We start from the raw sequence: 14,630 nt of genomic DNA on the forward strand, positions 1-14,630 counted from the left end.
CGTCGGTCATTACCGGCCAACAGGCCGCATGGCCGACGCCGACTCTGGCGGAGCGGTGTGCCGCCTCCTACCATTCGAACGCTCCCGTCCCCACGGGTCACCCGAGGGTATGAGTTGTCATGATCATGCCCTGAAATCGTTCAGTTCTCACTCATTCCGTTTCCGGAATCCGTCCCCGGCGTCCGGCCGGAATGTGCCCGCTCAGTCCAGGACAACGATTGGAGAGCCATGCCCGCCGGTCTTTTCGCAGGGGCCACGATCGCGGCGCTGTTCAGCGCGCCGTTCTCCACGTACGGCCCCTCGGTCATCGTCAATCCGCCGCCGGACAAGATCGTGATCGAGATAGCGACCGTGAACGGCTCGGGCTGCCCGCAGGGGACCGCCGCGGTGGCCGTGTCGCCCGACAACACCGCCTTCACGGTGACCTACAGCGACTACCTCGCCCAGGTGGGCCTGGGGTCCAAGCCGACCGACGCGCGGAAGAACTGCCAGCTCAACCTGATCGTCCACGTCCCCCAGGGCTTCACCTACGCCATCGCCAGCGCGGACTACCGCGGCTACGCCCAGCTCGAGGACGGCGCGATCGGCGCCGAGAAGGCGTCGTACTACTTCCAGGGGCAGTCCCAGACCGTGCCCAGCATCCACAACTTCAAGGGCGCCTACGCCGACAACTGGCAGGCGACCGACCAGGTCGACATCGCGTCCCTGGTCTGGGCGCCGTGCGGTGAGCAGCGCAACTTCAACATCAATACCGAGCTGCGCGTCAACGCCGGGACCTCGGACCCGGCCAAGACCACCAGCTACATGACCATGGACTCGACCGACGGCAACCTCAACACCATCTACCACCTGGCCTGGAAGGAGTGCCCGAAGTAGGCACGGCCGCTGTGTGGGGTGGTGGGCCGGCGGGCCCGCCACCCCGGCGTCGGCGGGGACTTTGTACCGCCCACAGCCGACGTCACCTGCGGCGATAGCACTCCGCACGGCCTCGGTCACATAATGGGTATAGACCTCTGGCGAAAAGCGCGCGAATGTGGGGGGAACCATCGCGAAGCCCGACGGCCCGAATCCCTCTCCCGCAGGACCGTACGGCGCCGGAGGCACGTTCCCGCCCAGCGCCCTTCGCGCTACCTCGACCGCCCTTGAGTCAGATGCCTGTTACCAGCCGTGACACCGTGAGCCACCCGCACATGGCCGATGCCGTCACCAGCGCCCCCGACCCGGTCACCGCGTGGGCGGCGGGTCCACGGCACAGCCTCCGGTCCTCCTGGGCCGCCGGGCTCCCCCTGTGCATGCACAGCCCGCCCGCGCGCCGGCAGCCGCACCACCCCGCGCCGCACCCCTCCCGCGCGATCTCGCTGCCCGCGACCGTGCGCTCCGTGGCCGCCGCCCGCCGGTTCTCGGAAGGGCTGCTGGCCGAGTGGGGCCTGCACGAGCTCGTCGGGGACACCGCCCTCCTGCTCTCCGAGCTGGTCACCAACGCCGTGGTCCACGTGACCGACGCCGTCGGCGACATCGAGCTCGTGCTGACCCGGGCGCGGGGGCACCTGATCGCCCAGGTCTCCGACACCGGCGGATGCCTGCCGCGCTGCGGCGAGGCCGGCGCGGACAGCGAGAACGGGCGCGGGATGTGGCTCGTCGAGCAGATCGCCACGCGGTGGGGCCACCGGCCGTCCGCCAAGGGCAAGACGGTCTGGTTCACGCTGGCCCTGCCCGCTCCCGCCCGGTAGGCCGCGTACCTCACCGCCGGGACGACGCGTCCCCGCACCCTGGTCCGGCTCCCGCGCGAACGCGCACGGGCTGCGCGTCGAGCGGGTTCGGAGAGACCATGGAAGTCGCTGCGGCGACATGGCGGAGAAACCGGGGTAGATCCGGAGTGACCTGCCGGTCCGGCCCGACCGGCGCGAGGCCGCCGCACCACCCTCTGGGGCGGAAGGAGGACCTCGATGGGGACGACCGACGCGCACCGGTCGGAACCCGGCCCTGCCGCGGGCGCGCCCTACGAACCGGGCGGCCTGCTGGACGTGCTCAACGTGGCCGCCGTCGTCCTGGACCGCAAGGGACGGATCGTCCTGTGGAGCCCGCAGGCGGAGGCCCTCTTCGGCTGGAGCGCCTCGGAGGCACTCGGGCAGTACGCCGCCCAGCTGCTGGTCATCGACGCGTATCTGGAGCCGGTGCTGGAGCTGTTCGGCAAGGTGATGGGCGGCGAGTCCTGGGCCGGCGTCTTCCCCGCCCGGCACAAGGACGGCACCGCCCGGCTGGTGGAGTTCCGCAACATGCGGCTGGAGGACCGCAGCGGCGACTTCTACGCCCTCGGGATGGCCACCGACCAGGAGGTCCTCCGCCACGTCGAGCGGGACCTCGCCCTCTCGCTCCGGCTGGTCGCCCAGTCCCCGATCGGCCTCGCCGTCCTCGATACCGACCTGCGGTTCGTGATGGTCAACCCCGCGCTGGAACGTATCCACGGCCTGTCCGCCGAGGAACACCTCGGCCGGCGCGTCGGCGAGGCCCTGCCGCTCGCGGACGTGGCCGAGATCGAGTCCGCCATGCGTGAGGTGCTGGCCACGGGCACCCCGCTGCTGGACCGCATGGCCGTGGGCCGCGCCGGTGGCGGCGCCACCGAGGACCAGGCCCAGCTCGTCTCGTACTACCGCCTGGAGGACCCCGCCGGGCGCACCCTGGGCCTCGCCACCTCCGTCGTCGACGTCACCGACCGGCACCGGGCGAACAACGAGGCGCGGCGCCGCACGACGCTGATCGCCGACGCGTCCGTGCTGATCGGCACCACCCTCGACCTGGACCGCACCGCCCAGGAGCTCGCCCAGGCCGTGGTGCCGGGCCTGGGCGACGTCGCGGCGGTCGACGTCCTCGACACGGTGCTGGCCGGCGGGCGCGCCGTCCCGCCGGACGGGGGCGCCGCCGTCTTCCGGGCGCTCGCCGTGGCCTCCGCCGAATCCGCCGGGGCCACCGACGCCGTCCGCGCCGCCGACCCGCCGGGGCAGATCGCGAAATACGCGGCCGACCGGCTGGTCACCCGGTGCGTGACCACCGGGCGGCCCGTGTGCGTCGCCCGGGTCCACGAGCGCGACCTGCCCCGCATCGCCCGCGACGGTACGGCGGCCGAGCTGCTGGCCCGCGCCGGACTGCGCTCCTATCTCGCGGTTCCCCTGATCGCCCGGGGCGAGGTGCTCGGCGCGCTGGACCTCAAGCGCATCGGCAACCCCCGTCCCTTCGGCGAGGACGACATCGCGCTCGCCGGGGAGCTGGCCGCGCGGGCCGCCGTCAGCATCGACAACGCGCGCTGGTACCAGCGCGAGCGCAGCACGGTCCTCACCCTCCAGCGCAGTCTGCTCCCGCAGCGGCCCGCGCACCTGGTCGGCCTGGAGATCGCCTACCGCTATCAGCCCGCGGGCGCCGCGAGCAACGTCGGCGGCGACTGGTTCGACGTCATCCCGCAGGCCGGGGAGAAGAGCGCCCTGGTCGTCGGTGACGTCATGGGCAGCGGCATCAACGCGGCCGCCGCCATGGGCCAGTTGCGCACCGCGGCCCGTACGCTCTCCCAGCTGGGGATCGCCCCCGACCGGGTGCTGCACCACCTCGACCACACCGCCACCGGTCTGGACCAGATGATCGCCACCTGTGTCTACGCCGTCTACGACCCCCATGAGGCCCGCTGCCACGTCGCCACCGCGGGCCACCTGCCGCCCGTCCTCGTGCGCTCCGGCCGCCGCCCCGAACTGCTCGAACTGCCCGCCGGGGCGCCGCTGGGCGTGGGCGGCGTCCCCTTCGAGAGCGTCAGCCTGCCGCTGGCCCCCGGCGATCAGCTCGTCCTCTACACCGACGGCCTGGTCGAGACCCGCGACGAGGACATCGACGTCCGCCTGGAAGCCCTGCTCGCCGTCCTGGCCGACGCCCCCCAGGACCTGGAGGAGGCCTGTGACCTGCTGCTGAGCTCGCTGCGCGACGGCAACGACCAGGACGACGTGGCGCTGCTCATCGCCCGGGTCAGGGCGGAGCCCGCCCCGGACGTCCGGTGACGGGCGACTTCCCGAGCGCGGCCCTGGCGGGGAGTCAGCGGAGCTGGATGCGGTAGGCCGCGCCGTCGTCCTTCAGCGTGATGCGGGCCTCGCCCTTCGCGCCCGCGTAGCTGCCCGTGCCGCCCGTCACGGCCGCGGTCGTCGGGTAGGGGCCACGGCCGAAGCGGTTCGTCAGGGAGGTGAGGACCAACGTGCCCTGGTCGGTGCGCAGGACGCGCTCGCACTGGGTCACGATGCCCTCGTAGCGCGCCAGGACCACGTCGCAGCGGTCACTCGCGTCGCCGACGCGCTTGCCCGCGGTCTCCTTGCCGTCCTTGTCGGTCGCCGTCGTGTGCAGGTCGAAGTAGGTCACCCAGTGGTCCCCGGTCCGGGGGTTCTCCGGCTCGGTGCCGATCTTCTGCACCGTGGTCAGGCGGAGGTCCTTGTCCCCGTCGGCCGCGGCGGGTTGCAGGGACAGCACGCTGATCGTCACGGCGCCGGCGGCGGCCATCGCGGCTGCGGCGATGCTCAGCGTGCGGCGGGGACGGTCACGGAACATGTCGATCCTCCAGATCGGGTCGGAGCGGCCCGGATCCGGCGTTCCCCCATCCGTCCCGTCCGGCACCGCGTTCACCTCGACGCCGACGGTATCGCGGAGCGACCGCGTGGCGACACGAAGTCACCCACGAGATACAGCCAAATGTTCGATAGTTGAACTCGGTTGACGATATGCGGACCGAACTCGCTACCCAGGGAGCTCCGACAGAGTCGGGTACGACGGCTGCGCACCGCTCCTCGCCACCGCCGCGGCCCCCACCCGCACGGCGAACCGCGCCGCCTCCAGCAGGGAGTCCCCCGCGGCCAGTCGACCCGCCAGCGCTCCCGTGAAGGCGTCCCCGGCCCCGGTGGTGTCGACCACCTCGGCGGGCACCCCCGGCACGGGAACCGACTCGTCGTCCCCGGCGTCCAGCACCAGCGCGCCCCGCCCGCCGAGGGTCACCACGACCGAACGGGCGCCCAGCTTCCGCAGTTCGCCGGCCCACTCATGGGCCTCCGCCTGCCGGAGCCCGGAGATCAGCCGGGCCTCGTGCTCGTTGACGACCAAGGGGTCGGCCGCTGCGAGGAGTTCGGGATCCAGGTCGCCCGCGGGCGCGGGCGAGGGGTTGAACACGACACGGGTGGCGGTCTCCGCGGCGACGCGGACCGCCTCCCGTACGGTCTCCCCGGGGATCTCCAACTGCAGCGAGACCACCGCGGAGTCGGCGATCACCTCCCGGGACGCCCGCACGTCCGCCGGGGAGAGGTGCGCGTTCGCGCCGGGGGAGACGACGATGCTGTTGTCGCCGTCCGCGCCGACCACGATCATCGCGGTGCCGGTCCGGGCGCCCTTCTCCACCACGACGTGCCGCACCTCGGCGCCGGACGCGCGCTGACCGGCCAGCACCAGCTCGCCGTAGGCGTCGTCACCGACCTTCGCCAGCAGGGCCGTACGGATCCCGAGCCGCGCGGCCGCGGCGGCCTGATTGGCGCCCTTGCCGCCGGGCGACTCCACCAGATCCGACCCCAGCACCGTCTCGCCCGCGTCCGGCCGCCGGCCGACCCGGACCGTCAGATCGGCGTTGGCCGAGCCCACGACCAGCACGTCGTAGGTCTTCTTCGCGTTCTTCCCGTTCATGTCCCCACCCTCTCAGCCCGTGAAGCCCGCGGCGTTCTCCCGGGTCACCAGCACCACGGGAACCTTCACCTCGCGCGGCAGCGGCTTGCCCTCCGCGGCCCGGACCGCCCAGTCCACCGCCTGCTTGCCGAGCAGCCTGGGCTGCTGGGCGACGGTCGCGGTCAGTGCCCCGTCCCGTACGGCAGTTATGCCGTCCGGCGTGCCGTCGAAGGCGACGACCTTCACGCCCTTGCCGGAGCGGGCACCCAGCGCCTTGGACGCGCCGAGCGCCATCTCGTCGTTGGCGGCGAAGACACCGGTGATGTCACCGTGCGCCTGGAGCATGTTCGCCATGACGTCCATGCCCTTGGTGCGGTCGAAGTCGGCGGGCTGCCGGGCGACGACCTCGATGCCCGGGTAGGCCCGGATGCCCTCCTCGAAGCCCTTGCCGCGCTCCCGGGCGGCCGACGTGCCCGGCAGGCCCTCCAGGAACGCCACCTTCCCCTTGCCGCCGACCGATTCGGCGAGCGTCTTCGCCGCCAGCCGCCCGCCCGCGACGTTGTCGGAGGCGATCGTCGAGCCGACCTTGCCGCCGTTGACCCCGCGATCGATGGAGATCACCGGCACGTCCGCGCGGTTGGCGACCCCCACGGCGGGCACCGCGGCGTCCGAGTCGACGGGGTTGATGACCGCGGCCCTGACGTTCTGGCTGGTGAACGTCTCCATCTGATTGACCTGCTGCACCGGGTCGTTCTGCGCGTCCGTGATGTTGATCTTCAGGCCGCGGGCCTTCGCCTCCTCCTGCGCGCCCTTCTTGATGCCCACGAAGAACGGGTTGTTCATCGTGGACAGGGCGAGCCCCAGATCCGTATGCCCGCCGCGGTCGCAGCCGCTCAGCGCGAGGGCGCCGGCCAGCACGGCCGCCGTGGCCACCGCTCCCGTACGTCCCCTCACCGCGCGCTCCGGCGGCGCAGCGTGTCCAGCAGCACGGCCAGCGCGATGACCAGGCCCGTCGCGACCTGCTGCCAAAAGGCCGACACCGAAAGCAGGTTGAGGCCGTTGCGCAGCACCGCGAGGATCAGGGCGCCGATGAGCGTGCCCGACGCCTTGCCCGAGCCGCCGGACAGGCTCGCCCCGCCGATGACCACGGCGGCGATGGCGTCCAGTTCGTAGCCCACGGCGGCCTGCGGCTGCGCCGAGGTCAGCCGGGAGGCCAGCACGATGCCCGCCACCGCGGCGAACAGCCCCGAAAGCGCGTAGACGACGAGCTTGCGGCGTCGGACGTCGATGCCCGACAGCCGGGCCGCCTCCTCGTTGCCGCCGATCGCGAACATCGCCCGCCCCGTGTACGTCCGCGCCAGCACCAGCGCCGCGATCGCCCCCATCGCGACCATCACGAGCACGGGCACCGGCAGCCAGCCGCCGAGGGTGTCACCGAGCCGGCCGAGCGAGGAGGGGAAGGCGATCGGGGAGCCGCCCGAGATGACGAGCGCGAGGCCGCGGCCGACGGACAGCATCGCCAGCGTGGCGATGAAGGCGGGGAGCCGGCCGTACGCGACGAGCGCGCCGGACACCAGCCCGGCCACCACACCCACCGCCAGGCCCAGCAGCACCGCCACCACCACCGGCAGCCCCTGGTGCGTGGCGGCCCACGCGACCACCGTCGCCGAGAGCGCGGCGACCGAACCGACCGAGAGGTCGATGCCCGCCGACACGATCACGAACGTCACGCCGAACGCGAGGATCGCCGTCACCGACGCCTGGACGCCGACGTTGAGGAGGTTCTGCCCGCCCAGGAAGTCCCGGGACAGCGCCGCCATCACCACGGCCAGGGCGATGAGCCCGCCCAGCGGGCCGTTGCGGAGCACCGCCCTCGTGAACCACTGCCCGGGAGTGACCCCGGGCGCCCGAAGCACCTCAGCCGACATCGGAGCCCTCCATCGCGCTCTGATCCATGTTCCTGTCCGTGTGCGGCACCCGGACCGCGAGTTCCATCACCGCGTCCTGCGTGGCCTCTTCGCCCGCGAGCTCGCCGACGATCCGGCCCTGGGCCATCACCAGCACCCGGTCGCTCATCCCGAGGACCTCCGGGAGGTCACTGGAGATCATCAGGACCGCGCGGCCCGCGGCCGTCAGCTCGTTGACGAGCCGGTAGATCTCGACCTTCGCGCCGACGTCGATGCCGCGCGTCGGCTCGTCGAGGATCAGCAGCCGGGTGCCCGCCAGCAGCCACTTGCCGATGACGATCTTCTGCTGGTTGCCGCCCGAGAGCGTGCGCGCCGACTGCTCGAGGCCGCTCATCCGCACCTTGAGCCGCTCGGCCACCGCCGCCGCCTCGCGGCGCTGCGCCCGCCGGTCCACGAACCCGCCGCGGGTGTCGCGGTCGAGCCGGGCCAGGGTGAGGTTGTCGCGCAACGAGGCGTCCAGGAGCAGGCCTTGGCCCTTGCGGTCCTCGGGGACGAGCCCGAGCCCGGCCCGCATCGCGGCCCGTACGTCACCGCGGGCCAGAGCCTCGCCGTCCACCTCGACCGTGCCCGCGTCGTAGCGGTCCACGCCGAACAGCGCCCGCGCGACCTCGGTGCGGCCCGCGCCCACCAGCCCCGCCACCCCCACGACCTCACCGGCCCGCACCTCGAAGCCGACGTCGGTGAAGCCGGGTCCCCGGCCTCCGCCACGGGTCAGCCCGCGCACCCTCAGCAGGGGCGCGCCCGGCTCCTCGGGGCGGCGCCGCGGATACTGCTCGGCGATGTCGCGGCCGACCATGAGCCGGATGAGCTCGTCCTCGTCGGTCGCGGCGGGCACCTCCGTCACCGAGCGCCCGTCGCGCAGCACCGTCACCCGGTCCCCGAGCGCGGCGATCTCGTCCAGACGGTGGGTGATGAAGATGACGCCGACGCCGCTCTCGCGCAGCTCGCGGACGATGCCGAAGAGGGTCGCGACCTCCTCCGACGTGAGCACGGCGGTCGGCTCGTCCATGATCAGTACGCGGGCGTCCAGGCTGAGCGCCTTGGCTATCTCCACCATCTGGAGCCGGGCGATGCCCAGTTCGGAGACCGGGGTGGCGGGGGAGACGTCGAGGCGCACGCGGCGCAGCAGCTCCGTGGCGCGGGCCCGCATGGCGCGCCGGTCCACGAGACCGAGCGCGGTGCGCGGCTGCCGCCCCAGGAAGATGTTCTCCGCGACGGTGAGCTGGGGGACGAGGTTGAACTCCTGGTGGATGGTGGCGATGCCGAGGCGCTCGGCGTCCTGCGCGGAGCGGATGACCACCTCCCGCCCGTCGACCAGGATGCGGCCCGCGTCGGGGCGGTGGGCGCCGGAGAGCATCTTGATGAGGGTGCTCTTGCCCGCGCCGTTCTCACCCAGCAGGACGTGCACCTCGCCCGCGCGCAGGCTCAGGTCCACCCCGTCCAGCGCCCGCACGCCGGGGAAGGACTTCGTGACCCCCTCCACCCGCAGCAGCTCCCGGCCACCGGCCGGAGCGTCGTCTTCGACGCCGGTCATGCGCTGTCCTCCCTGTTCGGCGGATCTGTTTCGGCGGATCAGTTCGGCGGATCTTGTGGTCGGGTGCGGGTGGTCGCCGTCCGCACCACCGCTGCGCGGCGCCGGCCCACCGGACGCCGGCTAGCCGCCGGTCCGCGGCGCCTGTTCGCCGCAGGAGCGGCGGGTCACCAGCCGCGCGGGCAGCAGCACCGGCGGGGCCTCGCGGCCCTCGATCCGCTCCAGGAGCGTGTGCACGGCGGCCCGGCCCAGCTCCCGCGTCGGCTGGGCGATCGCGGTGAGCGGCGGATCGGTGTGCGCGAACCACGGCACGTCGTCGAAGGCCACCAGCGCCACGTCGCCGGGGATGCGCAGCCCCCGCGCCCGTACCTCGTCGAGCGCGCCCAAGGCCATCAGGTTGTCCGTGGCCAGCACGGCGTCCGGCGGCTCCGGCAGGTCCAGCAGGTCCCGCATCATGCGCTGCCCGCCGGCGGGGGAGAGGTCCGGCGAGGAGACGATCCGCTCCGCGGGCAGGTCGATCCGGTGCCCGGCCAGGGCCGCCCGGAACAGCTCCAGCCGCTCCTCGCCGATGGGTGTCCCGGCGGGGGCCACGATGACAGCGGGCCTGCGCCGCCCCAGCCCCGCGAGGTGCGCGGCGAGGTCGGTGAGCGCCTGGCGGCCCTCGGCCCGTACGCACGGGGCGGCGACGCCGGGCACCGCGCGGTCGAGGAGGACGAGCGGGGTGCCGGAGGCGACGGCCTCGCCGAGCATGGCGGAGCCGGTGCCCGCGGAGCTCACCAGCAGGCCGTCGATGCGCCGGTCCAGGAGGGTGCGGATGTGGTCGTCCTGCTGGCGCGGGCTCTCCCCGGCGTTGCCGATGATCAGGCTGTAGCCGAGCCGGCGGGCCTCCTGCTCGACGGCGTCGGCGAGTTCGGTGAAGAAGGGGTTGCGGAGGTCGCTGATGACCAGGCCCAGCGTGCGGGTGCGGGCGGTGCGCAGCGCGCGGGCCACCACGTTGGGCCGGTAGCCGAGCTCCGCCACGGCCGCGAGGACGCGGTCACGGGTCCCGGCGACGGGCGAACGGCCGTTGAGCACCCGGGAGACGGTGGCGACGGACACGCCCGCCCGCTCGGCCACGTCCTTGATGTTCGCCATGGCGCTCCGTCGGATACGGGGGATGTGATCGATTCCGTGCGGCCTCAGGTAATCGATTACACACGCGCGCCGTCAAGATGCCGTTCATGTGACGCGCGTCTCGCCGCCGCGCGTCGACTCCGTTGTCCTCAGGGTGCTTTCAGGTCCGGTTCACGGCGTCCGTGTTCCGCTACGTTCCGCCGGACCACGTCCAGTCCCGTACCTCCGGCATGTCCGTGCCGTGCTCGCGGATCCACGCGTGGTGCCGCGTACGGGCGTCCGCCATCGCCTGCCGGACCGGAGCCGCGCGCACGCCCAGGCCCGGCACCCGGTCGATGACGTCCATGACCAGGCGGTAGCGGTCCAGGTCGTTGCGGACGACCATGTCAAAGGGGGTGGTCGTCGTGCCCGCCTCCTTGTAACCGCGCACGTGCGTGCCGGCGTGGCCGGCGCGGCGGTAGGTGAGCCGGTGGATGAGCCACGGATAGCCGTGGTAGGCGAAGACGACCGGCCGGTCGGCGGTGAACAGCGCGTCGTACTCCGGGTCGGACATCCCGTGCGGGTGCTCCTCCTTCGGCAGCAGGCGCGTCATGTCGACGACGTTGACGACCCGTACGGCCAGTCCGGGGAGGTGGTGGCGGAGCAGGTCCGTGGCGGCCAGCACCTCCTGGGTGGGGACGTCGCCCGCGCAGCCGAGCACGATGTCGGGCGGCCGTTCGCCGGTCTCCGTGCCCGCCCAGGTCCACACCCCGGCGCCGCGCGCGCAGTGCGCGCGGGCCTCGTCCAGGGTGAGCCAGTCGAAACAGGGCTGCTTGCCCGCGACGATCACATTGACGCGGTCGCGGCTGCGCAGCGCGTGATCGGTCACGCACAGGAGCGTGTTGGCGTCCGGCGGGAGACAGACGCGGACGACGTCGGGCGACTTGTTGAGCACGTGGTCGACGAAGCCGGGGTCCTGGTGGGAGAAGCCGTTGTGGTCCTGGCGCCAGACGTGCGACGTGAGCAGGTAGTTGAGGGAGGGTACGGGGCGGCGCCAGGTCAGGGACCGGGAGGTCTTGAGCCACTTGATGTGCTGGTTGACCATCGAGTCCACGATGTGCACGAACGCTTCGTAGCAGGAGAAGAGGCCGTGCCGGCCGGTGAGGGTGTAGCCCTCCAGCCAGCCCTGGCAGAGGTGTTCGGAGAGCACCTCCATCACCCGGCCGTCGTGGGCGAGGTGTTCGTCGGTGGGCAGGGTCGCCTCCTGCCACGCCTTGCCGGTCGCCTCGTAGACGGCGTCCAGCCGGTTGGACGCCGTCTCGTCCGGGCCGACGAGCCGGAAGTCCCTGCGCTGCGCGGTGTCGGCCATCACCTGTGCGAGGAGGCGGCCGAGCACCCGGGTCGGCTCGTGCAGGGCGGTGCCGGGCTTGTCCACGGGCACGGCGTAGTGCTCCAGCGGTGGCAGCGGCAGCGAGCGGGTGAGCAGGCCGCCGTTGGCGTGCGGGGTGGCGCCGAGCCGCCGGGTGCCGCGCGGTACGCACTCCAGCACCTGCGGCAGCGGCCGCCCTTGAGCGTCGAAGAGTTCCTCCGGCCGGTACGAGCGAAGCCAGCTCTCCAGCATGCGCAGGTGCTCGGGGTTGTCCCGGACCCCGGAGAGGGGGACCTGGTGGGCGCGCCAGGTGTTCTCCACGGGCAACCCGTCGACCTCGGCGGGGCCGGTCCAGCCCTTGGGCGTACGGAGCACGATCAGCGGCCAGTGCGGCCGGTCGGGCACGCCCTCCTCGCGGGCCACGCGCTGCGCGGTGGCGATGTGGTCCAGGGCCCGGTCGAGGGCGGCGGCCAGTGCCCGGTGCACGCGGGCGGGGTCGTCACCGGACACGTACAGCGGCTCGTGGCCGTATCCGCGCAGCAGCCGGTCCAGTTCCTCCTCGGGGAGACGGGCGAGGACCGAGGGGTTGGCGATCTTGTAGCCGTTGAGGTGGAGCACGGGCAGGACCGCGCCGTCGTGCACGGGGTCGAGGAACTTGTTCGCGTGCCAGGACGTCGCGAGCGGTCCCGTCTCCGCCTCGCCGTCCCCGATGACGCAGGCGACCAGCAGGCCGGGGTTGTCGAGGGCGGCGCCGTACGCGTGGGCGAGGGAATAGCCGAGCTCGCCGCCCTCGTGGATCGAACCGGGTGTCTCGGGGGCGACGTGGCTGGGCACCCCGCCGGGGAAGGAGAACTGCCGGAACAGCAGCGTCATGCCCTCCGCGTCCCGGCTCACGTCCGGGTACACCTCGCTGTAGCTGCCCTCCAGCCAGGAGTTGGCGAGCACCGCGGGCCCGCCGTGCCCGGGGCCCCAGACGCAGAGCACGTCCAGGTCCCGTGCCGTGATCACACGGTTGAGGTGGGTGTGGATCAGATTGAGGCCGGGGGTGGTGCCCCAGTGCCCCAGCAGCCGCGGCTTGATGTGCTCCGGCTCCAGCGGGACGGTCAGCAAGGGGTTGCTCAGCAGGTAGATCTGCCCGGCGGAGAGGTAGTTGGCCGCGCGCCAGTGCGCGTCCAGGGCCGCCACCTCGGCGTCGCCGAGCCCGCCCGTACCCGGCTCGGTGGTGTGGGGGTGCGTGGTCATGGGGCCTCCAGTGCGGTGGCGGACGCGCCTCGCGGTCGGCCGGGTACCCGGTGCCCGGCGGAGGAAACGGCGGTCACCGTGAGTGCGTACGGAACTGCTCCGAGTCGCGTAAACCCCTGACGCGCGTGATGCTGGGGTGATCGTGGCCGGCAACGGCCGCCCGAGCCTCGGGGAACGGTGGCACCGGCTCCTGACCGGCGCCGCCCGCGCACGGCGAGAGCGTGCGCGTGAGCGAGGGAGCAGCGTGACCATGGCCGAGACGACCCACCGGCGGCGCACCCGCGACGCCCCCGACACGGCCGACGCCTTCGTGCTCCTGGCGGCCCTGCCCCCCGGCCCGGAGCGCGACCGCCTCCGGCAGGAGGTGATCGCCGCCTGGCTGCCCATGGCCGAGCGCATCAGCCTGCGCTTCCGCAGCAGCGGCGAGAGCCCCGCCGACCTGCGCCAGGTGGCCGCCCTCGGGCTGGTCAACGCCGTCGACCGCTACGACCCCGGGCTCGGCCACGCCTTCGAGACCTTCGCGGTCCCCACCATCAACGGCGAGCTCAAGCGCCACATCCGTGACCACGCCTGGTCCGTGCACATACCCCGCCGCGACCAGGAGCTGCGCACCGCCGTCCGCACCGCGCAGACGGTCCTGGTGCACCGGGACGCGCGGACCCGGACCACCCCGGCCGAACTGGCCGCGGAGACCGGGCTGACCATGGAGGAAGTGCTCCGCGGCCTCGCCGCCGAGGGCGTGCACAACACGCTGTCGCTGGACCACCCGGTTCTCGGCGCCGACGACCTCCCGCTCGCCGAGACCCTGGGCTGGGTGGACCGCGCGCTGGACCTGGTCGTCGACCGGCAGTCGCTCAAACCGCTGCTGAGCGCGCTGCCCGAGCGGGAGAAATACGTCCTGTACTGGCGTTTCTTCGGAAACCTCACCCAGAAGCAGATAGGGGCCCGGCTGGGCGTCTCCCAGATGCAGATCTCCCGCATCCTCAGCCGCACCTGCGCCCGGCTCCGCGGGGAACTGCTCGGACAGGCGGCCGCACCGCCAGGCCGCAGCCCCGCTCCGGGGTGAGCGCGGGGGGAGAAAGAGGGGGGTCGTACGCACTCCCGGTGCGGCGGCATTCCGTAGACCTGCATTTCCTCGGCAGTTCCCGCACGGCAGGAGGCGTATCACCATGACGTCCGGCCACACCCACCTGACCCCCGATCTGCCGCCGATCGTCGAGATCCCCGACCTGCCCGGTGCCCAGCACCCCAGGAGGAAGCCCGCCGACCCCGGTGGCGAGGAAGCCGCACATGGCGGTGGCGCCCACCATGATGACCATGATGGGCGCCACGAACGCGCAGGTGAGGACTCCGGCGGCTGACTGTGACCCCTCCCCGGCGCGGGGTGCGCGGATGCGGTCGGCTGGAAGCGCTCCGCGCAGGCGGGTTACCAGCGGTCGTGGTCGCCGTGGCCGTGACCGCCGTGGTGGCTGTGGAAGTGCTCTTCCTCGTCGACGTTGGCGCAGGTGTTGCCGAAGGTGGGGTTCAGCAGGCCGACGATGTCGATCGTGTTGCCGCAGAGGTTGAGCGGGATCTGAATCGGCACCTGGATGGCGTTGCCCGAGATGATGCCGGGGGAGCCGACGGCCGCGCCCTCTGCTCCAGCGTTTGCGGAAGCGATTCCCGCGGCGCCGGCAACGGCGACGCCGGTGGCGAGGGTCAGGGCGGCGGCCTTGGCGATACGCGACATGGCTAAACCTTTCTCATGGGTGTTGAGCGG

11 protein-coding genes and 1 pseudogene are annotated in these 14,630 nt (G+C 72.8%); 5 read left to right on the forward strand and 7 right to left on the reverse strand.

Annotated elements, in window-relative coordinates; translation table 11 throughout:
- Window positions 1–228 precede the first annotated feature (228 nt).
- The 3 genes from AB0435_RS17930 to AB0435_RS17940 all read left to right on the forward strand — a co-directional run bounded on the left by AB0435_RS17930 (window position 229) and on the right by AB0435_RS17940 (window position 4,037).
- Window positions 229–876 (forward strand): DUF4360 domain-containing protein, encoded by a 648-nt coding sequence (locus tag AB0435_RS17930; protein WP_366004699.1) that lies wholly within the window; start codon window positions 229–231, stop codon window positions 874–876.
- Between the two features lie 314 nt (window positions 877–1,190).
- On the forward strand, window positions 1,191–1,730 hold the full coding sequence (locus tag AB0435_RS17935; RefSeq protein ID WP_366004698.1) for an ATP-binding protein: 540 nt from the start codon (window positions 1,191–1,193) through the stop codon (window positions 1,728–1,730).
- A gap of 216 nt (window positions 1,731–1,946) precedes the next feature.
- On the forward strand, window positions 1,947–4,037 hold the full coding sequence (locus AB0435_RS17940) for a SpoIIE family protein phosphatase (RefSeq protein WP_366427395.1): 2,091 nt from the start codon (window positions 1,947–1,949) through the stop codon (window positions 4,035–4,037).
- A 34-nt stretch (window positions 4,038–4,071) separates the two neighbouring features.
- On the opposite strand, the gene AB0435_RS17945 is transcribed toward AB0435_RS17940, so the two are convergent.
- The 6 genes and pseudogenes from AB0435_RS17945 to AB0435_RS17970 all read right to left on the reverse strand — a co-directional run bounded on the left by AB0435_RS17945 (window position 4,072) and on the right by AB0435_RS17970 (window position 12,871).
- Window positions 4,072–4,575, reverse strand: a complete 504-nt coding sequence (locus AB0435_RS17945; RefSeq protein WP_366427396.1) for a hypothetical protein — start codon at window positions 4,573–4,575, stop codon at window positions 4,072–4,074.
- Between the two features lie 186 nt (window positions 4,576–4,761).
- A complete protein-coding gene (locus AB0435_RS17950) occupies window positions 4,762–5,691 on the reverse strand; it encodes a ribokinase (RefSeq protein WP_366427397.1) in 930 nt (309 codons plus the stop codon).
- 12 nt (window positions 5,692–5,703) lie between these two features.
- Window positions 5,704–7,598 (reverse strand): annotated as a pseudogene (locus AB0435_RS17955) (substrate-binding domain-containing protein).
- Complete coding sequence (locus AB0435_RS17960; protein ID WP_366004693.1) at window positions 7,588–9,171, reverse strand: sugar ABC transporter ATP-binding protein; 1,584 nt, start codon at window positions 9,169–9,171, stop codon at window positions 7,588–7,590. Before AB0435_RS17960 ends, AB0435_RS17955 begins: the two are co-directional and overlap by 11 nt.
- Before the next feature lie 120 nt (window positions 9,172–9,291).
- Window positions 9,292–10,302: a LacI family DNA-binding transcriptional regulator gene (locus AB0435_RS17965; RefSeq protein WP_366004692.1), complete on the reverse strand. Its 1,011-nt coding sequence runs from the start codon at window positions 10,300–10,302 to the stop codon at window positions 9,292–9,294.
- A 169-nt stretch (window positions 10,303–10,471) separates the two neighbouring features.
- Window positions 10,472–12,871, reverse strand: coding sequence for a phosphoketolase family protein (locus AB0435_RS17970; RefSeq protein WP_366004691.1), 2,400 nt, complete (start codon window positions 12,869–12,871; stop codon window positions 10,472–10,474).
- Between the two features lie 250 nt (window positions 12,872–13,121).
- Between AB0435_RS17970 and AB0435_RS17975 the strand changes: the two genes are divergently transcribed.
- Together AB0435_RS17975 and AB0435_RS17980 are read left to right on the forward strand one after the other, a co-directional pair.
- Window positions 13,122–13,937 (forward strand): sigma-70 family RNA polymerase sigma factor, encoded by an 816-nt coding sequence (locus AB0435_RS17975; protein WP_366427398.1) that lies wholly within the window; start codon window positions 13,122–13,124, stop codon window positions 13,935–13,937.
- 103 nt (window positions 13,938–14,040) lie between these two features.
- Complete coding sequence (locus tag AB0435_RS17980) at window positions 14,041–14,232, forward strand: hypothetical protein (protein WP_361523651.1); 192 nt, start codon at window positions 14,041–14,043, stop codon at window positions 14,230–14,232.
- A 65-nt stretch (window positions 14,233–14,297) separates the two neighbouring features.
- On the opposite strand, the gene AB0435_RS17985 is transcribed toward AB0435_RS17980, so the two are convergent.
- Window positions 14,298–14,600, reverse strand: coding sequence for a chaplin (locus AB0435_RS17985; RefSeq protein ID WP_366004688.1), 303 nt, complete (start codon window positions 14,598–14,600; stop codon window positions 14,298–14,300).
- Between the last annotated feature and the right edge of the window lie 30 nt (window positions 14,601–14,630).

Source organism: Streptomyces sp. NPDC051173 (assembly GCF_040689515.1).
GTDB lineage: Bacteria > Actinomycetota > Actinomycetes > Streptomycetales > Streptomycetaceae > Streptomyces.

Bases quoted from the DNA above. Each gene is read 5' to 3' on its own strand.
- AB0435_RS17930 (WP_366004699.1), top strand. From the start codon at position 229: ATGCCCGCCGGTCTTTTCGCAGGGGCCACGATCGCGGCGCTGTTCAGC.
- AB0435_RS17940 (WP_366427395.1), top strand. From the start codon at position 1,947: ATGGGGACGACCGACGCGCACCGGTCGGAACCCGGCCCTGCCGCGGGC.
- AB0435_RS17935 (WP_366004698.1), top strand. From the start codon at position 1,191: ATGGCCGATGCCGTCACCAGCGCCCCCGACCCGGTCACCGCGTGGGCG.
- AB0435_RS17960 (WP_366004693.1), bottom strand. From the start codon at position 9,171: ATGACCGGCGTCGAAGACGACGCTCCGGCCGGTGGCCGGGAGCTGCTG.
- AB0435_RS17945 (WP_366427396.1), bottom strand. From the start codon at position 4,575: ATGTTCCGTGACCGTCCCCGCCGCACGCTGAGCATCGCCGCAGCCGCG.
- AB0435_RS17975 (WP_366427398.1), top strand. From the start codon at position 13,122: ATGGCCGAGACGACCCACCGGCGGCGCACCCGCGACGCCCCCGACACG.
- AB0435_RS17950 (WP_366427397.1), bottom strand. From the start codon at position 5,691: ATGAACGGGAAGAACGCGAAGAAGACCTACGACGTGCTGGTCGTGGGC.
- AB0435_RS17980 (WP_361523651.1), top strand. From the start codon at position 14,041: ATGACGTCCGGCCACACCCACCTGACCCCCGATCTGCCGCCGATCGTC.
- AB0435_RS17985 (WP_366004688.1), bottom strand. From the start codon at position 14,600: ATGTCGCGTATCGCCAAGGCCGCCGCCCTGACCCTCGCCACCGGCGTC.
- AB0435_RS17965 (WP_366004692.1), bottom strand. From the start codon at position 10,302: ATGGCGAACATCAAGGACGTGGCCGAGCGGGCGGGCGTGTCCGTCGCC.
- AB0435_RS17970 (WP_366004691.1), bottom strand. From the start codon at position 12,871: ATGACCACGCACCCCCACACCACCGAGCCGGGTACGGGCGGGCTCGGC.